The following is a 20,762-nucleotide window of genomic DNA, read 5'->3' as shown; positions in this document are numbered from 1 at the left end:
TCAGAACCCCGGGATGAGACCGACCACGAGGTCGATCAGCTTGATGCCGATGAAGGGGACGATGACGCCGCCGAGCCCGTAGACGAGCAGGTTGCGTCCGAGGACGGACGACGCCGAGGCCGCCCGGTAGCGCACGCCCCGCAGCGAGAGCGGGATGAGCGCCACGATGACGAGGGCGTTGAACACGACGGCCGACAGGATGGCCGACGCCGGGCTGTGCAGCCCCATGACGTTGAGCGCCGCGAGGCCGGGGAACGCCAGCTGGAACATCGCCGGGATGATCGCGAAGTACTTCGCGATGTCGTTGGCGATCGAGAACGTGGTGAGCGCCCCGCGGGTGATGAGCAGCTGCTTCCCGATCCGGACGACGTCGATGAGCTTCGTCGGGTCGGAGTCGAGGTCGACCATGTTGCCGGCCTCCTTCGCAGCGGTGGTGCCGGTGTTCATCGCCACGCCGACGTCCGCCTGCGCGAGGGCCGGGGCGTCGTTCGTGCCGTCGCCGGTCATCGCGACGAGGTTGCCGCCCTCCTGCTCCCGCTTGATGAGCGCGAGCTTGTCCTCCGGCGTGGCCTCGGCGAGGAAGTCGTCGACCCCGGCCTCGGCGGCGATCGCCTTCGCGGTGCGCGGGTTGTCGCCGGTGATCATCACCGTGCGGATGCCCATGCTCCGGAGCTCGGCGAACCGGGCGGCCATGCCCTCCTTCACGACGTCCTTGAGGTGAACGACGCCGAGCAGCGCGACCGACCCGTCGGGCGAGCGGCGTCCGACGACGAGCGGCGTCCCGCCCTGGTCGGAGACCTCGGCGACGGTGGCGTCGATCGAGGCGACGACCGCGGCGTCGGCGGGACCGGCCCAGGCGAGCACGGCGGCCGCTGCGCCCTTGCGGATCTGCGACCCGTCGACCAGGTCGAGCCCGGACATGCGGGTCTGCGCGGTGAACGGCACCTCGACGGCCCCGGCGGGCAGGCCCGTGGCGGCTCCGGCGGCGAGCGCGAGGTCGACGATCGAGCGGCCCTCGGGCGTGCCGTCCGCGGCGCTGGACAGTGCGGCGGCGGCCGTGAGGTCGGCCTCGGTCACCCCCGGCACCGGCACGAAGCGGGAGGCCCGCCGGTTGCCGTAGGTGATCGTGCCGGTCTTGTCGAGGAGCAGCGTCGTGATGTCGCCGGCGGCCTCGACCGCACGGCCGGACATCGCCAGGACGTTGTGCTGCACGAGGCGGTCCATGCCGGCGATGCCGATCGCCGAGAGCAGCGCCCCGATGGTGGTCGGGATGAGGCAGACGAGCAGGGCGATGAGCACCGGCACGCTGACGGTCGCACCGACCAGGCCGGCGATGGGCTGCATGGTCAGGCAGACGATCACGAACACGATCGACAGCGAGGCGAGCAGGATGTTCAGCGCGATCTCGTTCGGCGTCTTCTGGCGGGCCGCACCCTCGACGAGCCGGATCATCCGGTCGATGAAGGTCTCGCCGGGCGTCGACGTGATCCGCACGACGATCCGGTCGGACAGCACGCGCGTCCCGCCCGTGACGGCGCTCCGGTCACCGCCGGACTCGCGGATGACGGGAGCGGACTCGCCGGTGACCGCCGACTCGTCGACGCTCGCGATGCCCTCGACGACGTCGCCGTCGCCGGGGATCACCTCGCCCGCGACGACGACCACGACGTCGCCCTTGGCCAGGTCGACCGAGGCGATGTCCTCGGTCTCGTTCGTCAGCGCGGCGGCGTCGGCGGCGTCCCAGCGCAGGACGCGTCGTGCCGAGGTCGTGGAGCGGGTCTTGCGGAGCGTGTCGGCCTGGGCCTTGCCCCGCCCCTCGGCGACCGCCTCGGCCAGGTTCGCGAAGACGACGGTGAGCCAGAGCCACACCGCGATCGCGGCGGTGAACACGGACGGTTCGACGAAGGCGGTGACCGTGGTGAGCGCGGCGCCGACCTCGACGATGAACATGACGGGGTTCCGCCACATCAGGCGCGGGTCGAGCTTGCGCAGGGCGCCCGGCAGACCGGCCGCCAGCTGGCGGGGTCCGAACGCGGACGAGCGGGTGACCGGCCGGGAGGCGCTGCTCGCCTCCGCCTCGGCGGTCGCGGTGGACGGGGTGGTCGGGGTGGACACGGGTTCGGTTCCCATCAGGAGAGGGCCTCCGCGAGCGGGCCCAGGGCGAGCACGGGGAAGTAGGTGAGTGCGGTGACGATCACGGCGACCGCACCGAGCAGGCCGATGAAGAGCGGCCGGTGCGTGGGCAGCGTGCCGACGGTCGCCGGCACCTTGTCCTGCGCGGCGAGCGACCCGGCGAGCGCCAGCACGAGCGCGATCGGGACGAAGCGGCCGAGCAGCATCACGACGCCGAGCGCGGAGTTCATCCACGTCGTGTTCGCGGTCAGACCGCCGAACGCGGAACCGTTGTTGTTCGCGCCCGAGGTGAAGGCGTAGAGCAGCTCGGAGAGCCCGTGGTTGCCCGGGTTGAAGATGCTCGTGCCGAGGACCTGCTCGCGGACGCCCGGGATCACCAGGGACAGTCCGGTGCCGAGCAGCACCAGGGTCGGCGTGACGAGGATGTAGAGCGCGGCGAAGGTCATCTCGCGGGCGCGGATCTTCTTGCCGAGGTACTCCGGCGTCCGGCCGACCAGGAGCCCACCGATGAACACCGTGATGACGGCGAGCACGAGCATGCCGTAGAGACCGGACCCGACACCGCCGGGGCTGATCTCGCCGAGCATCATGTTGACGAGCGCCATCATGCCGCCGATCGGCGTGAAGCTGTCGAACATGCCGTTCACCGCACCCGTGGAGGTGGCGGTCGACGTCGTGCCGAACAGGGTCGTGCCGAGGATGCCGAAGCGCACCTCCTTGCCCTCCATCGCGGCACCGGCCGCCTGGGTGGCGCTGCCGCCGCCCGCGAGCTCGGCGATCGACATGACCGAGAGCGACACGAGGAAGATCGCGCCCATCACGGCGAGGATCGCGTACCCCTGGCGGTCGTCCCCGACGAGGCGTCCGAAGGTCCGGGGCAGCGAGAACGGGATCACGAGCATGAGGAAGACCTCGACGAGGTTCGTCCACGCCTGCGGGTTCTCGAACGGGTGCGCCGAGTTGGCGTTGAAGTAGCCGCCACCGTTCGTGCCGAGCTCCTTGATCGCCTCCTGCGACGCGACGAAGCCGTCGGGGATGTGCTGGGTGCCGCCTGCGAGCGTCGTGACGTCCACCCCGCCGCCCCACGACTGCACGACGCCGCCGGCGACCAGGACGATCGCGAAGACGAAGGCGCCCGGGAGCAGGAGCCGACCGGTGCCGCGGATGACGTCGACCCAGACGTTGCCGAGCGTGCCCGACCTCCGGCGTGCGAACCCGCGCACGAGGGCGACGGCGACCGCGAGACCGACCGCGGCGGACAGGAAGTTCTGCACCGCGAGGCCCGCCATCTGGACCGTGTAGCCGACCGTGGCCTCGGGCGAGTACGACTGCCAGTTCGTGTTCGCCACGAAGGACGCCGCGGTGTTGAACGCGAGCGCCGGTCCGACGTTCGGCAGCCCGAGGTCCCCCGGCAGCACGACCTGGATGCGCTGCAGCAGGTACACGAGCAGGACCCCGACGGCGCTGAAGAGCAGCACGCCGCGCAGGTACGCGGGCCAGGACTGCTCGGCGTCCGGGTCGACACCGATCACCCGGTACACACCGCGCTCCAGGCGGGCGTGCTTCGTCGGGGTGTACACGCGGGCCATCCAGTCGCCGAGCGGTCGGTACGCGACGACGAGGAGCAGGACGAGCGTGGCGACCTGGGCGATGCCGGCCCAGGTGTCGGCAGCGGAGCCCGCCATCAGAAGCGCTCCGGGTGGACCAGTGCCCACACCAGGTAGACGACCGATGCGATGCCGAGGACGGCGGCGGCGATGGTGACGACGATCACAGTCGCTCCACCCCCTTGGCGATGAGTGCCACCACACCGAACACGGCGAGGACACCGGCGACGACGAAGACGTCGAACACGAGGGACTCCGTAACTTGCTGCGGGCCCGACGCCGGGCGGCGCGGACCGCACCACGTGTGGTGCGGAATCGATGCTGGATCCGTCGCCGCGCCTCCAGGCCGCTCCTAACGGGATCCTCACGCCCTCCTAGCGGACACTTGCGCCGTCCTGACGCCCCGCTGCCGCCTGGAGCCGGTCGCCGAGCGCCTGGACGGCAGCTCGCAGTTCCTCCGGCCCCTCGACCCGGAACGCCACGGTCGACGCGGCGAACGCCCCGGCCAGGCCCGCCCACGACCAGGACCCCCTGGTGACCCGGCACCGTCCGTCGTCGAGCGGCTCGACCACGGCGTCGTCGGGCAGGTACGGGGTCACCCGTGCGGCGTCCTCGGCCGTGACGACGACGGACCCGGTGCACGGCCACGCATCGTCGCGCTCGGAACCCTTGAAGCGTGCGGACACGAACGCGGCGGGGTCCCCTCCGGGAACGGGACGCGGGACGAAGGCCAGCCGGGTGCGCATCCGCGGTGCCATCCGATCCACGCGGTGGGTCCGCCAGTCGTCGTGCTCCGGGTCCCACGACAGCAGGTACCACCGGCCGTTCCGGGCGACGACCGCGTGCGGCTCCACCCGGTGCCGGGTGTCCCGCTCGCCGTACCCGAAGCGCAGGACCTCGTGCCGGCGCACCGCCTCGCTGACGGCGACGAGCACGTCCGGGTCCACGCGCGGGCCACCCGGCGCCGTCACCGCGTCCACCAGGTCGACGCGGTTCCGCAGGCGCTCGGGCATGACCTGGCGCACGGTCGCGAGCGCCCGCACGGAGGCCTCGGCGATGTCCGCACCGGACGCCGGGGCCACCGCGAGCGCGAGGGCGATCGCGACCGCCTGCTCGTCGTCGAACAGCAGGGGTGGCAGGTCGGACCCCGCTGCCAGGCGGTAGCCGCCCGCCGGGCCGCGGACGGACTCGACCCGGTAGCCGAGCTCGCGGAGCCGGTCCACGTCGCGCCGCAGGGTCCGGGGGCTGACGACCAGGCGCTCGGCGAGCTCGTCCCCCGACCACTCGCGGTGCACCTGCAGGAGCGAGAGCAGGGCGAGCATGCGGGAGGACGGGTCGGCCACGTCTCCCATCTTCGTCGGAGAAGCGGCCACGATCTGACCGCAATGCCGGTCACACTCGTCCCATGAGCATCGAGACCACGACCCACATCAACTTCGACGGACAGGCCCGCGAGGCCCTCGACTTCTGGGCGGCAGCCTTCGGCGGCACCGTGCAGGCGACCACCTACGGTCAGATGGGTGCCTCGCAGGACCCCGCCTGGGCCGACCGGATCGTCTTCGGACAGGTCACCACCGAGGCCGGCTTCCGCATCATGGCGTTCGACGTCTGGCCGGACCAGCCGTACGACCAGGGGGCGAACGCGTTCTACGTCTTCGTGCACGGCGACGACGCCGACGAGGTCACCCGGTACTGGGAGGCACTGTCCGAGCGCGCCGAGGTCCGGCAGCCGCTCGCTCCCTCGCCGTGGGCGCCGCTCGCCGGGCAGCTGCGCGACCGCTTCGGTGTCGTGTGGCAGCTCGACGTCGCACCCGCAGCCAGCTGACGGCCGTCGTCAGTCGGCGGCCCGGACCGTGAAGGAACCGAACGCCGCCGCGCAGCTCCCGGAGGTGTCCGAGCAGGGTGCGGAGTCCCAGTCGTCGATGCCGAACACGGCATCGCCGACCGGGAAGTCCCGCGGCAGCGTCACCGACGCCGACCACGACCCGTCGAACGACTCCGCGCTGCGGACGGCGACCTCGGGCCCGTCCGCCTGCGGGACGGTGGCGACGACGTGCCACCCACCGTCGGGCACCGGGGCGTCGCAGCGGTCCGCGGAGCGGAGCGTCACGGTGTCCCCCGGCTGCACGGTGCCCGGGGAGACGGTCAGGAGCGGGACGCACCAGTCGCGTCCCGCGTCGGCGCTCGACGACGACGTGCACGCCGACAGCCCGACACCGATCCCGAGCGCCAGCACGCCCGCGACCACCCCCACGCCCCGGAACCCCATGGGCCGACCCTAGGGAGTCAGCGCACCGGCGTCCAGGTGCTCACCGTCACGGCCGCGGTGACGGTCGTCGGCGCGAAGGTGCGGGCGGGGTCGACGTGGTGGTGGCTCGGGCCCATGTGGACGACGTCGTGCACGTCGTCGGCGGACAGCTCCATCGTCCACGTGCGGTCCTCGGAGGACCGGAGCGCGAACGACGGCGTCAGCGAGTCGTGCAGGCGCCGCTCCTTCTCCGGGTCGACCGCGATGGTCGCCTCCGCGAGCTCCGCCAGGTGGCCGGTCCGCGGGGTCACCACCGCCAGCACCCCCTCCGGGTGCAGCACCCGCGCGTACTCGCGCTGGTTGCGGGGCGCGAAGACGTCCAGCACGACCGCGGCTGCGTCGTCGACGACCGGGAGGCGCTCGGTCACGTCCCCGACGACCGCTCCGGCCCGCGCGTGGGCGCGTGCCGCCCGTCGGATCGCGACCGCGGACAGGTCCAGCGCGACCCCGAGACGGGCGGCGACGGCGTCTGTCGGGGCCGGGTCGGGCCTCCCGTCCGGCGTGCCGTCCGGCCTGCCGTCCAGGGCGTGTGCGAGGTAGGTGCCCGGGCCGGAGCCCACGTCGAGGACGACCCCGGGTGCGGTCGCGTCGGCGACCACCGCCGCGAGCGCCCGCTCGACGGGCGCGTAGTGCCCGCGGCCGAGGAACCGGATGCGCGCGTCGACCATCGCCGGGGTGTCCGCGGTGAGGGCACGGCGCTTAGCGGGCAGGAGCGTCAGGTGGCCCTGCTTCGCCTCGTCGAACCGGTGGCCGGTCGCGCAGCCGACCGTGCCCGCGGCGACGCGACCGAGCGGCTCGGCGCAGACGGGGCAGGCGAGCACGGGGAGCAGGTCGTCGCGCACCGACCCAGCGTACGGGCGACGGGCACCGGCAGGGCCTGGTTGACGGGACCTGCCGCTGGCAGGATCGGTCGGGTGAAGACACTGGAGTTGCCACAGACCGACCTCACCGCGTCCGACGTCGTCGTCGGCCTCATGCGGATCAACGACATGAGCGACGAGGACATCCGCGCGCTGTACTCGGCGTCACGCGACGCGGGCGTCACCATGTTCGACCACGCCGCCGTCTACGGCGTCTGGCACGGGTGCGAGCAGCGCTTCGGCGAGGCCGTCACCCTGTCGTCGTCCGAGCGGGCCGACATCCAGCTGCAGACCAAGGTCGGCATCCGGCCGACGCCGAACGGCGCGTACTTCGACTTCTCGTACGAGCACATCATCGAGTCCGTGCACGAGTCGCTCGAGGCGCTGCGCACCGACTACGTCGACGTCCTGCTCCTGCACCGCCCCGACGCCCTGGTCGAGCCGGAGGAGGTCGCGAAGGCCTTCGACGAGCTCCACGCCGCCGGCAAGGTGCACCACTTCGGCGTCTCGAACCACACGCCCGGCCAGGTCGAGCTGCTCAAGCAGCACGTCCGGCAGCCCCTCGCGTTCAACCAGGTGCAGCTGAGCATCACGCACGCGAACGTCATCGCGCAGGGCGTCGTGGCGAACATGGGCGCCCTCGACCAGTCGGTCGACCGCGACAACGACATCCTCAACCACGCCCGGATGAACGGCATCACCCTGCAGGCCTGGTCGCCGTTCCAGAAGGGCTTCTTCGACGGCGTCTTCCTCGGCGACCGCGAGCAGTACGCCGAGCTGAACGACGTCCTCGAGGAGGTCGCCGCGGCACACGGGGTCACCCCGACCGGCATCGCAGTGGCGTGGATCACCCGGCACCCGGCGCACTTCCAGGTGGTGCTCGGCACGACGAACCCGCAGCGCGTCCGGGACTCGGCCGTCGGGTCGGACGTCGTGCTCTCGCGCGAGGAGTGGTACCGGATCTTCTCGGCGGCGGGCCACCTGGTCCCCTGACCCCGGGCCATCGGGGCGACGACTGCCGGGGGCGTGCCCGAGCGGGTGCGCCCCCGACGGGCTGCGCCGCGGCGGGTGGTTCGATTAGGGTCCTCTCGTGACGCCAGCACCCTCCGACGCCGACATCGTCGCCGAGCCCGCCCTCCGGGTGCGGTTCGGCTACAACCCCGCCCTCGACGGCCTCCGGGCGATCTCCGTGTTCGGTGTGATCGCCGGGCACGCACACTTCAACGGTCGCCTGGCGGGCTACCACGGCGTCACGGTGTTCTTCGTGATCAGCGGGTACCTCATCACGAGCCTGCTCACCCAGGAGCACGCCGAGCGCGGGCGCATCGCCCTCGGTCGCTTCTACGTCCGCCGCTTCGCCCGCCTGGCTCCCGCGCTCGTGCTCGTGGTGCTCGTGACGACCGTCTGGCTCCTGCTGGTCCGCGAGCCGATCAGCACCTGGTGGGCGGGCCCGCTCGGTGCGCTGACGTACACGATGAACCTCATCCAGTACTTCGTCGGCAACGGCCAGGTCGGGCCGTACTTCCAGTACACGTGGTCACTCGCGCTCGAGGAGCAGTTCTACCTCGTCTGGCCGGTCCTGCTCGTCCTGCTGCTGAAGTTCCGCTCGTCGACGGTGACACTCTGGTTCCTGGGCGTCGTCTACGTCGCGTTCTGGGTGTTCCGCTGGTTCCAGGGGCAGTCGGCACCGACGCACGAGGCGCTCATGTACGGCCCGCTCTCGCACACGGACTCGCTCGTGCTCGGGTGCATCCTGGCCATCGTGCTCGAGCGCTGGTCGGGGTCGCGGTGGCTCGAACGCGTGGTCGTCGTCGCCGGACCGATCGGTGTCGTGCTGCTGGGGTGGATCGCGGTCGCACCGGCGGGCATCCACGGCGTCACCCTGGTCGACTCGGGCGGCTTCGGGCAGACCGCCCTCGCGGCCGCAGCGGTCGTCGCCTGGATCGCCCTCGAGCGCCACGGCTTCCTCGCCCGGTTCCTGGCGCTGCGCCCGATGGTCTTCCTCGGCAAGCTGTCCTACGGCCTGTACCTCTGGAACCTGCTCGGCGTCTTCGTCTTCGTCAAGGTCGCGGGGCACTACCCCGGCGAGTCGAAGTTCCTGGTCGTCTGGCTGGCCGGACTCGTCCTCGTGTCGTGGCTGTCCTACCGGTTCGTCGAGAACCCGCTGCGCCTGCGCTTCGCCCCTCCCGGCAACCACGCGGTGGTCGGACCGAGGCGCCGCGCGACCGCCGCGACGAAGGAGCGGGTCGAGGTCCGCTGACCGCCGCTCAGTCCTCGTGCGTGGGCGCGCTGGGCACCTGCACGTCGACCGGTGAGACGCGCGCCGGGTCAGCGGAGGCGCCACCGACGACGTCGAACGAGATGCCGAGCTCGGCGGCGGTCTCCTCGTCGAGCTCGAGCCCGTCCTGGCTGACCTGGTCCTCTGGGATGGCACGACCCTTCGACGGGTCCCACGAGTTCGCGAACGACATGCGGACGAGCATGCCTCCCGCGGCTGGCAGCGAGGTGGCAGTGCGCCCCAGGTGTCAGAGGTCCTCGGGGTGCAGCCGGTCGCCGGCCTCGGGCCGACGGAACACCGGACCGCCGCCGGCCTCGTCCTCGTCCTCGTGGGAGACCGGCGAGGTGCTCGGGTCGGCGGAGTCGGGCCCGACGTCGGCGCCGCGGTCCTCCTCGACCTCGACCTCTGTCTCGGTCTCGTCCCGGTCCGGCACCGTCCCGTCCACGGGGAGGTCGGCGCCGGGCTGCTGCGGATCGAACGGTGTGCTCATCGACATGACCGGAGCATGCTCCCGGCGGGTGAACGCGGGGTCAACGCTGTCCGTCCGCCGCGATCAGCTCGAGCTGCGTGAGCGGGATCGACGACTCCGCGGTGAACGAGAACACGTCCCCCCGCGCCACGGACCGGAACACCCGGGTCTGCCCCGCGTGCTCGAAGACGGCTTCCTGCACGACCGACTCCCGGTCCCCGAGCGTCGTCCGCCACGAGTAGGTCCCCGGCTCGGCGACCGTGACCGTCACGAGCGACGCGTCGGCGCCCGGCGTCGACACCGTCAGGGTCTCGCCGGGCGACAGGACGCGCACCGTCCTGCCGGTGTCGTCGGTCAGGGGCGAGGCGCCCACGGGGAGCAGGTCGACGGGGACGTCCCGGTACCCGTGCACCTCGGACGCGGAGACCGGCCGGGTGTCGGACGCCCACCCGGTCGGTTCCTCGGACAGCGTGAACACGATGCGGGACGCGGCGACGACGACCTCGTGCGGGATGCTCACCGACGTCCAGGGCGAGCCGTCGACCGTCACCGACGCGACGTACGCACCCGTGGAACCGTCGGCGACCTCGATGACGGTGGGCGGCCCTCCCCCCACCGGCTCGGCCTGTCCGCCGCTGGCGCGTCGGCCAGGTACCGGCGGCGTGGGCCCAGGCTGCTGCAGCACCGTCCGCCGGACCGACGGCGGCACGAGCACGTACGTGCCGGTCGACGGCGCCAGCGGGTACAGCCCGATCGTCGCGAAGACGTACCAGGCGCTCATCTCGCCGTTGTCCTCGTCGCCCGGGTACCCCTGCCCGAGGTCGGAGCCGACGAACAGCCGTTCGAGGCACTCCCGGACGATCCGGTGCGCGTCGTCGTGCCGTCCCGTGGACATCGGGAAGAACGGGATGTGGTGCGCGGGCTGGTTCGACAGCCCGAGCATGCCCATCCGGACGTCCCGCGCCTCGGTCATCTCGTGGATGGCGAAGCCGTACGAGCCGGACCGGTCGGTCGCGCCGGTCTCGGGCGTCGCGAAGAAGGCCTCGAGTGCGGCGTCGAAGCGGGCCGGGCCGCCGTGCAGGTCGACGATGCCGGCACCGTCGTGCGGGGCCGTGAACGCGGTCCCCCACGCGTTCGTCTCGGTGTAGTCGTCGCCCCAGTCGCGCGGGTCGAACGCGGCGCCGCCCCTCCAGGACCCGTCCGGCTCGCGTCCGATGAAGAAGCCGCGCTCACGGTCGAAGACGTTCCGGTACTGCAGGGAGCGGCGGGCGAACCACTCCGCCTCGGCCTCGTACCGGCTGAGGTCCTCCGGCGTGGTGGCGCGCGAGGCGAGCAGGCCCGCCATCACCGCGATCCCCCAGTCGTTGATCGCCGCGTCGAGGGTCCAGCTCATCCCCTCGGAGGTCGCGGTGTCGACGTGGCCGCGGAAGGCGGCCGGGAGGCTCCCCTTCCGTCCGACACGCTCGTCCCGCGGGGGGACGGTCGCGTTCCGCACCGCGCTCCGGTACGCCTCCGCCAGGTCGAAGCCCGGCACGCCCTTCACCGCGAGGTCCGCGAAGACCGTGTCGCTCGTGGTGCCGGTCATCACGTCCTCGGCACCGGGGGCGCTCCACCGGGGCGTCCACCCGCCGTCGTGGAAGTGCTCGACGAACCCCTGCGCGAGGGCGCCCGCCGTGTCCGGGGTGAGGAGCGCGAGCAGCGGCCAGGCGGTCCGGTAGGTGTCCCAGAACCCGTTCGTCGTCGTGAACGGTCCCTCGACGACCTCGGGCCCGGGCTCGTCGCGGATCGGGTCGACGAGCACCGACCCGTACGGGGAGCGGTGCCGCGGGACGCCGTCGCGGGCGGTCTCGCCGGCGTGGTTCGGGTACAGGAAGAGCCGGTACAGCCCGGAGTACAGGCTCGTGAGCTGGTCGGGGGTCGCCCCCTCGACGGTGAGCGTGGCGAGCGCCGCCGTCCACTCCTGCTCGGCGTGCACGAGCATCGCGTCGACGGATCCGGCGGCCGCCGCGTTCGCCCGGGCGTCCTGGACGGAGACGGTCGAGATCCCGACGACCACGTCGGCGGCGTCCGCGGTGCTGATCCAGCCGCCGAGCACGTCGCCGTCCACCGTGGTGTGGTCGGCGGTCGCACCGTCGACGCGCACGTGCAGGTGGTGCGGCGGGGTGCCCGGGCGGTCGTCGAGCACGCACTCGACGACCGCGGTGCCGTCCTCGAGCGACACGGTGACGTCGGCGACACGGCCGTGGTGGTCGAGCACGACGGACCGCGTACCGGTGAACCGGAAGCCGAGCGCGAAGTCGTGCGCCGTCATCGTCGCCGTGACGCCCTGGTCGAGGGCGACCCGGTACCGGTGCGGGCCGTCCTCTTCGTCATCGTGGTCGAAGCCGAGCGCCCGGGCGGCCCGGTCGGTGACCGGGACGTCGAGCGGCGAGGGCATCACCTGGAAGACCCCGCGGTCCCCCATCCAGGGCGACGGGATGTGACTCGTGGCGAAGGCCTGCAGCGCGGGACGCACGCGGCCGTCCTCGGTGACGACGCTGTGCTCGTGGTGCGCGTACGGCCACCGGTTGCTCGACGCGTCCGTCATCGGCAGGCCGAACACCCCGCCGTGCGGCAGCCCGACGAGCGGTGCGGTGTTGCCGCGGGAGAACCGGGACGAGGCCTGCGTGCCGCGGGTGGTGCGGACGTGCCCGAGCGGGGTGTCGGGAACCGGTCGGGCCGGAGCGATCCGGACGTCGTCGAGCCAGCCGCGCAGGGCGGGCCGCGCGTCGTCGTCGGACGCGGGCGGCGCGGCGGAGCCGAGCCGCGCCTCCAGGCGGTCGACGACCCGTCCCGCGAACGGCGTGAGGTCGACCGCACGACGGTTCCACTGGTCCACCCACTGGGTGCGTGCCGCGGCCTGCGCGTCGGGCGTCAGGGCGGTGCCGTACTGGTCCGTCGCGGTGTCGCCGACGCGGGAGCCGTCCGTGAACACGACGTCGACCACGAAGGCGGTCGCGTCCCAGAAGTGTGCGAGGTCGGCCTCGTCCGGTTCGTCGTGCCCCTCGGGCAGGGTGCGCTCGGGGAACCAGACCCACGACAGCTCGTCGCCCAGTGCGACGGTCCGTCCGGCGAGCTCCGGGACGACGGCCACGACCTCGTCCGCACCGTCGGGTCGTTCGACCAGCCAGCCCTCGGCCGAGGTCCAGCCGACGCCGTTCCGGGCCGCCACCGCCGTCGTCGGACCACCGCTCCGTCGCAGTTCACGCACCCGGCAACCCTATTTGGTCCACCGTGTCGACGGGAGACCGACGGACCCGCGTCAGCCCTTGCCGTGTCCCGTGCCCGGGCCCTCCGTCAGCGACCCCACGGTGGTGTCGACGGTCGTGTCCGCCGCCCCGGTGCCGTCGCCCTCGTCCTTGCCCTTGCCGCTGTTGCTCCCCGGCCCGTTGCCGTTGCCGTTGTTCCCGGTCCCGCCCTGCGGTCCCTGCACGGGGTTCGACGCCGGACCGCCCGGCTGCGGGCCGACCGTCGGGTCGTCCACGGGCTGGCTGGGCTGCTGCTCGGGCTCGCTCGGCTCCTGCTCCGGCTCGCTGGGCCCCTGCGACGGCTGGCTGGGCTGCTGCTCGGGCTCGCTGGGCTGCTGCTCCGGCTGACTCGGCTGCTGCTCCGGCTCGCTCGACTCGTCGGACGGGGTCGAGGACTGCCCGGACTCGGTCGGAGCGGGGGTGGTGTCGTCCCCGCGGTCCAGGGCGGCCAGCGCGACGCCGATCCCGGCGAGCACGAGGAGCACGACGACGACCGCGGCGATGATCGGCCCACGGCGCCGCTTCGACCCGTCGTCGGCGGTGGCCGCGGTCCGGCCCGGTCCGCCCGTACCGCCCGCTGCCGCTGCGCCCCCGCCCGCAGCCGCACCGCCGGCGGCGGCACCACCGGCGGCCGCGCCGCGCTGGGTGCCGAGCACCGTCGTCGCGACGTCGTCCTGCCCGGAGGAACGAGGAGTGGGTGCCGTCCGGTCGTACGCCCGCGTGGCGTCGTCCGGACCGCCCGCCGCGGCCGCGGTGGGCATCGCCCGGGTCGCCTCGTCGGCGGATGCGGCGGCCGCGGCGGCTGCACCACCGGCGCCGAGTGCGGCACCGCCGACCGCCGCCGCACCCGCCGCGGCGGGGGTGAGGGCTCCGGGCGCACCGGGCAGCAGCTGCGTGGCCGGCGCGCTCCCGTCGCGCTCCAGGGCCCGCAGGCGCCGTGCCGCCTCGGCCGCGGTCGGCCGCTCGGCGGGGTCCTGCGCCGTCATGACGTGCAGGAGCGTGCGCCAGGCGGTGGGCAGGTGCTGGTCGATGACCGGACCGCGGGTGAGCCGCGCGGTGGCCGACTCGACGGCGGTGCCGGGGAAGGGCCGCTCGCCGGTCAGGCTCTGCAGGAGCATGAGGCCGAGGGCGTAGACGTCGGCCTGGCCGGTGATCTCACGCCCGAGCACCTGCTCGGGGGCGATGTACGCGGCGGTGCCGATCACGGTGCCGGTCCCGGTGACGCGGGCGGCGTCGCGGAGCAGGGCGATGCCGAAGTCCGCGAGCTTGACGTGCTCGCCGTCGCTCTCCAGGAGCACGTTCGCCGGCTTGACGTCGCGGTGCACGATGCCCTGCGCGTGCACCGCCGCCAGGCCCTCGGCGACCTGCGCACCGACCCGGGCCGTGGTCGTCGTGTCGAGGGGTCCCTCGCGCAACCGGGTGTCGAGGTCGCTGCCGGGGACGAGCTCCATGACGAGGTACGAGTCGCCGTCGACGTCGTCGAGCGCGGCGTCGTACAGGGTCACGAGCGAGGGGCTGCGGAGTGCGGCGAGGGTCTGGATCTCGGCCTCGGCGCGGGCACGCTCCCCGTGGTCGACGGCACCGATGCGGAAGACCTTGACGGCGACCTCGCGGCCGAGCTGCTCGTCGACGGCGCGGTACACGGACGCCATGCCCCCGTGCCCGAGCGTGCCGGTGACGCGGTACCTGCCGCCGAAGACCCGATCTGCCATGCCGGGCAACCTACCGTGGCGACCTGACCGGGCATGCCGCCGCGGTGTGCCTGCCCGCCTCCCGACGACGTCGGTGCGGGTGCGCTTCCGCGTTCAGCGGACCGTCCCGTCCGACCGGTCCGCTGCGCCGCGGGTGGACGGCCGCGTGCGCTGCCGGACCGGTTCGGCGCCGCGATGCAGCGCCGTCAGGTACAGCCGGTGTGCGGTGACCACGAGCGCGAGCCACGCCAGCCCGAGGGCCCACGCCGCCAGGACGTCCGTCGTCCAGTGGTGTCCGAGGAACACCCGCGAGACGCCGATCGACAGCACGAAGAGCGTGCCGACGACGATGGTCCACACCCGGGTCACCGTGCGCGACTGCCGCAGGATGAGCAGGTACACGATCGTGCCGACCACCACGGTGGAGTTGAGCGTGTGGCCCGACGGGAACGAGGGCGAGTGCTCGTACGGCGGCACCGCGTCGGACAGCGGGGGCCGGGCGCGACCGATCAGGTCCTTGCCCGCGATCGTCATGAGGAGCGAGCCACCGCTCGCCGCGACGAGCAGCACCAGGGGCGTCCACGCGCGCCGCTGCACGGTGAAGCCGACGAGGAAGCAGACGGCGACGATCGGCATCCCGATCGTGCCGGCGATGTCGGTCCACCACGTGACCACCTGGTCCGCGAACGGGGAGCGCAGCGTGAGCATCCAGTCGAGCACGGGCCGGTCGAGCACGGCGACGTCGTCGCCCTCGCGGACGGCGTCGTACACGCCGGAGGCCGCCCAGGTCGCGACGACGGCGATGCCCATCCCGACCAGGAGCGTCAGGACGAGGACCGGCAGGGCGCCGTAGCGGCGGCCGAGCGCGGCCCAGGCCTCGGCGGTGGCGTGACCGGCCCGCGACCGCCACGAGGTCAGGTCGACCTCGCCGAGGTGCCGGTCCTCGGGGACCGCGGACCGCTCGGCCCGGGTCACCTGCTGCGCGGCGGTGTCGTCGTGGTGGTGTGGCTCCATCGACCCACCCTGCCCGGACCCGGCTGCGAGCACGTGCGCCTCGCCACGCGGGTGCGCTCAGTCCTTCGCGGCCCCGTAGTCCCGCACCGTGGAGACCGACAGCGGGAACACCACGGGGAAGTCCCGGAAGAGCAGCCGCCCGGCGTCCACCGCCGCCGCCCGGACCTGCTCGGCGACGAACGCGGCGTGCTCGACCGGTGTGTGCACCACGATCTCGTCGTGCACGAAGAACACCAGGTGCGGCCCGGCCGTCACCGGGCCCGGGAACCGCGTCGCGAGCCGGGTGCGCAGCGACCCCATCCACGCGAGCGCCCACTCGGCCGCGGTCCCCTGCACCACGAAGTTCCGCGTGAACCGTCCCCAGCTCCGGGCACGGGACTCGACCGCCCGCTGCTGGGCGGTCGTCCCGTCCACCGACCACGCCCGGTTGCGGGCGGCGAACCAAGCCTCGTCCGGCACCGGTGACGTCCGACCCAGCAGGGTCGTGACGGGCTCCCCGCGTTCCCCCGCCCGGGCGGCCCGGTCGACCAGGCCGAGCGCGGCCGGGAACGCGCGCGCGAGCCGGGGCACGAGTCGGCCGGCGTCGCCCTGGGTCGCGCCGTACATCGCGCCGAGCATCGCGCCCTTGGCCTGCTGCCGGGCCTCCACCGCGCCCGAGGCCACCACGCCGTCGTACAGGTCGCGCCCGTCGCCCGCCGTCGCCATCGCCCGGTCCCCCGCCATCGCGGCGAGCACCCGCGGCTCGAGCTGTGCGGCGTCCGCGACGACGAAGGCCCAGCCGTCGTCGGCCACCACAGCGCCACGCACGGTCTTCGGCAACTGCATCGCACCGCCGCCGTCCGCCGCCCAGCGACCGGTGACGACCCCGCCGACGACGTACTTCGGGTGGAAGCGGCCGTCCTGCACCCACTCGTCGAGCCAGGCCCAGCCGTTCGCGGTGAGCAGGCGAGACAGGCGCTTGTACTCGAGCAGCGGGGCGATGACCGGGTGCTCGAGCTCCTGCAGCTCCCACTTCCGCGTGCTCGCCACCATCAGGCCCGCGGCCCGGAGCGACCGGAGCACGTCGGTCGGCGAGTCCGGGTTGAGCGCCGGGTCGCCGAGGTGTCCGCGGATCACGACCGCGAGCTCCTCGAGCCGACGCGGCCGCACCCCGGCGGGCACCCGCGGCCCGAGTGCGTCCTCAAGCAGGCGCTCGTGCACGTCCGCCCGCCACGGTAGGCCCGCGTGCAGGATCTCGGCGGCCACGAGTGCGCCGGCGGACTCCGCGGTGGTGAGCAGGCGCAGCGCGCCGGGCGTGGTCGAGGTGGCGACCGCGTCGAGCTGGCGGCGGAGCTCGACGACCGGGTCGGCCGCGTCGTCGGCGGGCGCGACGGTGAAGAGCGCGTCGTCGAAGAGCGACGCCTGCGTCGCACGGGTGGGACGGGCCTCCTGGCCGGGGGCGTCCCACGTGTCGCCGGGGAGCCGCGCGAGGGCCGTGTCCCGCGCGGCGAGCGCACCGCGCAGGATGCGGCGGCACAGCCGCAGGTCGGTGCAGCGGGCGACGCGGCCGCCGGCTGCGAGGACGGCCGGGTACCAGCGGGCCGTGTCGTCCCAGACCCAGCGGACGTCCGGTCCGTCGTGCGCGGCGACGAAGGCCGGGAGGCGCGGGTCGTCCAGCCGGGTCGGCTCACCCGCCGGCTCCCCCGCGTCGGTCAGGGGCGTCGCCGTGACGCCGCCGTCGACGCGGTGGAGGACGAGGTGCACCCGTCGATCTTCCCCCGGACCACCGTCCCCGCCGGACCGTGGGTCAGTCGGCGTGGTGCGGGTCCTGCGCCGCGTCCGTGCGGGGGTCGGTGCCGGCGGCGTCGCCCGGGCGGACCGCCGCGGTGTCGGCGACGTCGATGCGGACGTCGCCGTCCTCGGCGCGCGAGACCTCGACCCGCGGGTCCGCGTCGTGCTCGTCGGAGCCGGACATGCGCCGGAAGGTGTCCTGCCGCCGTTCCTCGAAGGACATGTCGACCCCGTCGTCGAGCTCGTCGTGGTCGGGCTGGTCGGGCTGGTCGGGCTGGTCGTGGCCGGTCGCGCTCATGGTGCCGACCGTACGCGCGCGCGACCCGGAGGACCGTCCGCAGGAGTCGAGGAGCACTCGTCGATTGTGTGCGTGATCTGGACAACCGGCAGGATGTCGGCATGCAGATCGACGCCACAGGAACGATGCCCTGGCGTCCGGTGACCCCGGACGACGTCCCGATGCACGCCGTGGTGCGCTACGAGGACCGCGGCCGGTCGGTCCTCGGCACCGCCGTCGACGTCCTCGACGCGCACGGCCGCCCCTCGCTCATCGTGCTCGACGACGACGGGCAGCGGCACGTGGCGCCGTGCGACGTCACGCTCGAGATGCGGGTCGACTGACCGCTCAGCAGAGCGGGACGTTCACCGCCAGACCGCCCATCGCGGTCTCCTTGTACTTCGTCGACATGTCGGCACCCGTCTGCCGCATCGTCTCGACCACCTGGTCGAGCGACACGTGGTGCACCCCGTCGCCGCGCATCGCCATCCGCGCCGCGTTGATCGCCTTGTTCGCCGCGATCGCGTTCCGCTCGATGCACGGGATCTGCACGAGCCCGCCGATCGGGTCGCAGGTCAGGCCGAGGTTGTGCTCCATCGCGATCTCGGCGGCGTTCTCCACCTGCTCGGGACTGCCGCCGAGGACCTCGGCGAGCCCGGCGGCGGCCATCGACGCCGCGGACCCGACCTCGCCCTGGCAGCCGACCTCGGCGCCGGAGATCGACGCCCGCTCCTTGTAGATCGAGCCGACCGCCCCCGCCGTGAGCAGGAACCGGACCACGGCGTCGTCGCGGTCCTCCGGCGCGATCTCGGAGACGTAGGTGAGCGCGTACGACAGCACCGCCGGGATGATCCCCGCGGCGCCGTTCGTCGGCGCGGTCACCACCCGGCCGCCGGTGGCGTTCTCCTCGTTGACCGCCATCGCGGTGAGGTTCACCCACTCCATCGCGAAGAGCGGGTCGTGGTGCGGGTCGTCCCGGGTGAGCTGCTCGTACCAGTCCGCGGCACGCCGACGCACGGCGAGGCCGCCCGGCAGGGTCCCGGTCCGGCGGATGCTCCGCTCGACGCTCTCGCGCATGACGTCGTGCACGTGCAGGAGCCCCGTGCGCACGTCGTCCGCGCCACGGCTCACGGTCTCGTTCGCCAGTGCGATCCCGCTCACGGGCAGGCCCGTCGCGGCGCAGGCGGCGAGGAGCTCGGCGCCGCTCGAGAACGGGTACGGCACGGCGTCGTCGACGGGGATCGCGGCCTCGGCCACGACTCCCTCGGTGTCGCTCGTGACGAAGCCGCCGCCGATCGAGTAGTAGGTCTCCTCGGCGAGCACGGCACCGGCGGCGTCGGTGGCGGTCAGCCGCATCGCGTTCGGGTGCCGCGGCAGCATGGTCAGGGGGTGCAGCACGATGTCGGCCTGGCGGAACGGCACCGTCGCGCCACCGGCCAGTCGCAGTGACCCGGTGCGCTCGAGGTCCTCGAGCGCCGCGACCATCTCGTCGGGGTCCACCGTCTCGGGAGCGGACCCCATCAAGCCGGCGAGCACCGCGCCGAGGGTGCCGTGCCCCTGCCCGGTCGAGGCGAGCGAGCCGTACAGGTGGACGTCGATCCCGGCGACCGGTGCGTCGACGACCGCGGCGGCGAAGGCGGCCCCGGCTCGCATCGGCCCGACGGTGTGGGAACTCGACGGGCCGATCCCGACGCTGAACAGATCGAACACGGAGACCGGCACCCCTGCACACTAACCCGTCCGGACGGGCGGCCTCCGAGTCGGTCGGGCATGGACCGCTCCATCGGCGGCAGCGTGGGACACTCGTGCCATGCCCATCCTCAACAAGGACATGCAGGTCTGCATCTCGCTCGCGGCCCGCCCGAGCAACATCGGCACGCGCTTCCACAACTTCCTCTACGACGAGCTCGGGTTGAACTTCGCGTACAAGGCCTTCACGACGACCGACCTGCCCGGCGCGGTCGCCGGCATCCGCGCGCTCGGCATCCGCGGCTGCTCGGTGTCGATGCCCTTCAAGGAGGCGGTCATCCCCCTCGTCGACGTGGTCGAGGACTCCGCCGAGGCGATCCGGTCGGTCAACACCGTGGTGAACGACGACGGCGTGCTCACCGCGTCGAACACCGACTACGAGGCCGTCGCCGCCCTGCTCCGCACGCACGAGGTCGACCCCGCCGCCCGCGTGGTCCTGCGCGGTTCCGGTGGCATGGCGAAGGCGGTCACCGCGGCGTTCCGCGGCGCGGGCTTCGACCACCTCACGGTCGTCGCGCGGAACACGACCGCCGGCCCCGCCCTCGCCGAGCAGTACGGCTTCGACTGGGTCCCCGTCGAGCAGCAGGCGCCGGAGGCCGACGTGCTCGTGAACGTCACGCCGCTCGGCATGCGCGGGGACGACGAGGACGCGCTGGCCTTCGAGCAGGACCGGGTCGACGCCGCGTCCACGGTCTTCGACGTCGTGGCGTTCCCCGCCGAGACCCCGCTGGTCCGCGCCGGACGCGCGTCCGGCGCCCGGGTCGTCACCGGCGCCGAGGTCATCGCGCTCCAGGCGGCGCGCCAGTTCGAGCGCTACACGGGCGTCGCCCTGACGGACGACCAGGTGCAGCGCGCGAGCGCGTTCAGCCGCGCGGAGTGACGGCGGCGCGGCCCTCGGCGATCCAACGCAACCGGCGGATGCCCTCGTGGTTGCGGATCCAGATGCCCGGCTGTGCGAGGAACCCGGGGACGAGCGACACCGCTCCGCGCACGAACTCCTCGCGCAGGGTCACCCGGCAGCCGCGCGGGTGGGGTTCGACGTCGACCTCGACACGGGCCTCGCCGAACGGCCAGCCCCGCGCCTCGATGACCAGGCGCCGTGGCTCGTCCACCTCGAGCACCGTGGTGGTGTCGTCGATGACGAACGGCCAGATGCCGAACGAGTGGTGCAGCTCGCTGCCGACGGCGGGCCACGCGGGGTCCTGGCCGCGCATGCGCGAGGCACCGACCACCCAGGTCGGGTAGAGCCAGCCGTCGCGGAGCACGTCGAAGACCTGCTCCGGGGTGCAGTGCATGATGCGGACGTTCTTGGCCACGGT

20 protein-coding genes are annotated in these 20,762 nt (G+C 73.4%); 5 read left to right on the top strand and 15 right to left on the bottom strand.

Translation table 11 applies throughout. The features are described 5' to 3' along the window. From kdpB to Cus16_RS13635, 4 genes are all read right to left on the bottom strand, one after another. Complete coding sequence (gene kdpB / locus Cus16_RS13650) at nt 1-2,130, bottom strand: potassium-transporting ATPase subunit KdpB (protein WP_069713200.1); 2,130 nt, start codon at nt 2,128-2,130, stop codon at nt 1-3. Beyond that, nucleotides 2,130-3,818, bottom strand: a complete 1,689-nt coding sequence (kdpA, locus tag Cus16_RS13645; RefSeq protein ID WP_069713199.1) for a potassium-transporting ATPase subunit KdpA — start codon at nt 3,816-3,818, stop codon at nt 2,130-2,132. Before kdpA ends, kdpB begins: the two co-directional genes overlap by 1 nt. Further along, nucleotides 3,818-3,907, bottom strand: a complete 90-nt coding sequence (locus Cus16_RS13640) for a potassium-transporting ATPase subunit F (protein ID WP_058729515.1) — start codon at nt 3,905-3,907, stop codon at nt 3,818-3,820. Before Cus16_RS13640 ends, kdpA begins: the two co-directional genes overlap by 1 nt. 207 nt (nt 3,908-4,114) lie before the next feature. Next, a complete protein-coding gene (locus Cus16_RS13635; RefSeq protein WP_223246626.1) occupies nt 4,115-5,083 on the bottom strand; it encodes a helix-turn-helix transcriptional regulator in 969 nt (322 codons plus the stop codon). A gap of 62 nt (nt 5,084-5,145) precedes the next feature. On the opposite strand from Cus16_RS13635, the gene Cus16_RS13630 reads away from it, so the two are divergent. Beyond that, a complete protein-coding gene (locus Cus16_RS13630; protein WP_069713197.1) occupies nt 5,146-5,565 on the top strand; it encodes a VOC family protein in 420 nt (139 codons plus the stop codon). 9 nt (nt 5,566-5,574) lie between these two features. On the opposite strand, the gene Cus16_RS13625 is transcribed toward Cus16_RS13630, so the two are convergent. Both Cus16_RS13625 and Cus16_RS13620 read right to left on the bottom strand, forming a co-directional pair. Then, entirely contained in the window at nt 5,575-6,009 is a 435-nt protein-coding gene (locus Cus16_RS13625; protein ID WP_069713196.1) for a hypothetical protein, read from the bottom strand. Between the two features lie 17 nt (nt 6,010-6,026). Next, nucleotides 6,027-6,890, bottom strand: coding sequence for a putative RNA methyltransferase (locus Cus16_RS13620; protein ID WP_069713195.1), 864 nt, complete (start codon nt 6,888-6,890; stop codon nt 6,027-6,029). 72 nt (nt 6,891-6,962) lie between these two features. Between Cus16_RS13620 and Cus16_RS13615 the strand changes: the two genes are divergently transcribed. Both Cus16_RS13615 and Cus16_RS13610 read left to right on the top strand, forming a co-directional pair. Beyond that, nucleotides 6,963-7,901, top strand: coding sequence for an aldo/keto reductase family oxidoreductase (locus Cus16_RS13615; protein WP_141718998.1), 939 nt, complete (start codon nt 6,963-6,965; stop codon nt 7,899-7,901). A gap of 97 nt (nt 7,902-7,998) precedes the next feature. Further along, entirely contained in the window at nt 7,999-9,168 is a 1,170-nt protein-coding gene (locus Cus16_RS13610; protein WP_069713194.1) for an acyltransferase family protein, read from the top strand. Nucleotides 9,169-9,175: 7 nt separating this feature from the next. Here the strand turns inward: Cus16_RS13610 and Cus16_RS13605 are convergent, their stop codons facing one another. From Cus16_RS13605 to Cus16_RS16100, 7 genes are all read right to left on the bottom strand, one after another. After that, a complete protein-coding gene (locus Cus16_RS13605) occupies nt 9,176-9,379 on the bottom strand; it encodes a hypothetical protein (protein WP_141718997.1) in 204 nt (67 codons plus the stop codon). Between the two features lie 54 nt (nt 9,380-9,433). Further along, the gene (locus Cus16_RS13600; protein ID WP_141718996.1) at nt 9,434-9,676 is read right to left on the bottom strand and encodes a hypothetical protein; all 243 of its coding nucleotides are present in this window, start codon (nt 9,674-9,676) and stop codon (nt 9,434-9,436) included. A gap of 40 nt (nt 9,677-9,716) precedes the next feature. Then, a complete protein-coding gene (locus tag Cus16_RS13595) occupies nt 9,717-12,905 on the bottom strand; it encodes a GH92 family glycosyl hydrolase (protein ID WP_223246625.1) in 3,189 nt (1,062 codons plus the stop codon). Nucleotides 12,906-12,956: 51 nt separating this feature from the next. Then, entirely contained in the window at nt 12,957-14,654 is a 1,698-nt protein-coding gene (locus tag Cus16_RS13590; RefSeq protein ID WP_069713190.1) for a serine/threonine-protein kinase, read from the bottom strand. Nucleotides 14,655-14,747: 93 nt separating this feature from the next. Continuing rightward, entirely contained in the window at nt 14,748-15,647 is a 900-nt protein-coding gene (locus Cus16_RS13585) for a phosphatase PAP2 family protein (protein WP_083263996.1), read from the bottom strand. 57 nt (nt 15,648-15,704) lie between these two features. Then, on the bottom strand, nt 15,705-17,390 hold the full coding sequence (locus tag Cus16_RS13580) for a bifunctional 3'-5' exonuclease/DNA polymerase (RefSeq protein ID WP_069713189.1): 1,686 nt from the start codon (nt 17,388-17,390) through the stop codon (nt 15,705-15,707). Between the two features lie 43 nt (nt 17,391-17,433). Next, a complete protein-coding gene (locus Cus16_RS16100; protein ID WP_141718995.1) occupies nt 17,434-17,715 on the bottom strand; it encodes a hypothetical protein in 282 nt (93 codons plus the stop codon). 101 nt (nt 17,716-17,816) lie between these two features. Here Cus16_RS16100 and Cus16_RS13570 point away from each other — a divergent pair, with 101 nt between their 5' ends. After that, nucleotides 17,817-18,038: a hypothetical protein gene (locus tag Cus16_RS13570; protein WP_069713188.1), complete on the top strand. Its 222-nt coding sequence runs from the start codon at nt 17,817-17,819 to the stop codon at nt 18,036-18,038. A 4-nt stretch (nt 18,039-18,042) separates the two neighbouring features. On the opposite strand, the gene Cus16_RS13565 is transcribed toward Cus16_RS13570, so the two are convergent. Beyond that, nucleotides 18,043-19,416, bottom strand: a complete 1,374-nt coding sequence (locus tag Cus16_RS13565) for an L-serine ammonia-lyase (RefSeq protein ID WP_069713187.1) — start codon at nt 19,414-19,416, stop codon at nt 18,043-18,045. Between the two features lie 88 nt (nt 19,417-19,504). Between Cus16_RS13565 and Cus16_RS13560 the strand changes: the two genes are divergently transcribed. Beyond that, entirely contained in the window at nt 19,505-20,323 is an 819-nt protein-coding gene (locus Cus16_RS13560; RefSeq protein ID WP_069713186.1) for a shikimate 5-dehydrogenase, read from the top strand. Here Cus16_RS13560 and Cus16_RS13555 read toward each other — a convergent pair. Then, entirely contained in the window at nt 20,307-20,759 is a 453-nt protein-coding gene (locus Cus16_RS13555) for an SRPBCC family protein (RefSeq protein ID WP_069713185.1), read from the bottom strand. The genes Cus16_RS13560 and Cus16_RS13555 overlap by 17 nt on opposite strands. Nucleotides 20,760-20,762 lie beyond the last annotated feature (3 nt).

Source organism: Curtobacterium sp. ER1/6, from assembly GCF_001742745.1.
GTDB classification, from domain to species: Bacteria; Actinomycetota; Actinomycetes; order Actinomycetales; family Microbacteriaceae; genus Curtobacterium; species Curtobacterium citri.
Note: the sequence above shows the minus strand (reverse complement) of the source record. Positions and strands in the feature narration are given on the sequence as shown.

Coding starts and splice junctions, on each gene's coding strand:
- Cus16_RS13625 (WP_069713196.1), bottom strand. CDS start 6,009: ATGGGGTTCCGGGGCGTGGGGGTGGTCGCGGGCGTGCTGGCGCTCGGG.
- Cus16_RS13585 (WP_083263996.1), bottom strand. CDS start 15,647: ATGGAGCCACACCACCACGACGACACCGCCGCGCAGCAGGTGACCCGG.
- Cus16_RS16100 (WP_141718995.1), bottom strand. CDS start 17,715: ATGAGCGCGACCGGCCACGACCAGCCCGACCAGCCCGACCAGCCCGAC.
- kdpA (WP_069713199.1), bottom strand. CDS start 3,818: ATGGCGGGCTCCGCTGCCGACACCTGGGCCGGCATCGCCCAGGTCGCC.
- Cus16_RS13570 (WP_069713188.1), top strand. CDS start 17,817: ATGCAGATCGACGCCACAGGAACGATGCCCTGGCGTCCGGTGACCCCG.
- Cus16_RS13630 (WP_069713197.1), top strand. CDS start 5,146: ATGAGCATCGAGACCACGACCCACATCAACTTCGACGGACAGGCCCGC.
- kdpB (WP_069713200.1), bottom strand. CDS start 2,130: ATGGGAACCGAACCCGTGTCCACCCCGACCACCCCGTCCACCGCGACC.
- Cus16_RS13600 (WP_141718996.1), bottom strand. CDS start 9,676: ATGAGCACACCGTTCGATCCGCAGCAGCCCGGCGCCGACCTCCCCGTG.
- Cus16_RS13590 (WP_069713190.1), bottom strand. CDS start 14,654: ATGGCAGATCGGGTCTTCGGCGGCAGGTACCGCGTCACCGGCACGCTC.
- Cus16_RS13605 (WP_141718997.1), bottom strand. CDS start 9,379: ATGTCGTTCGCGAACTCGTGGGACCCGTCGAAGGGTCGTGCCATCCCA.
- Cus16_RS13560 (WP_069713186.1), top strand. CDS start 19,505: ATGCCCATCCTCAACAAGGACATGCAGGTCTGCATCTCGCTCGCGGCC.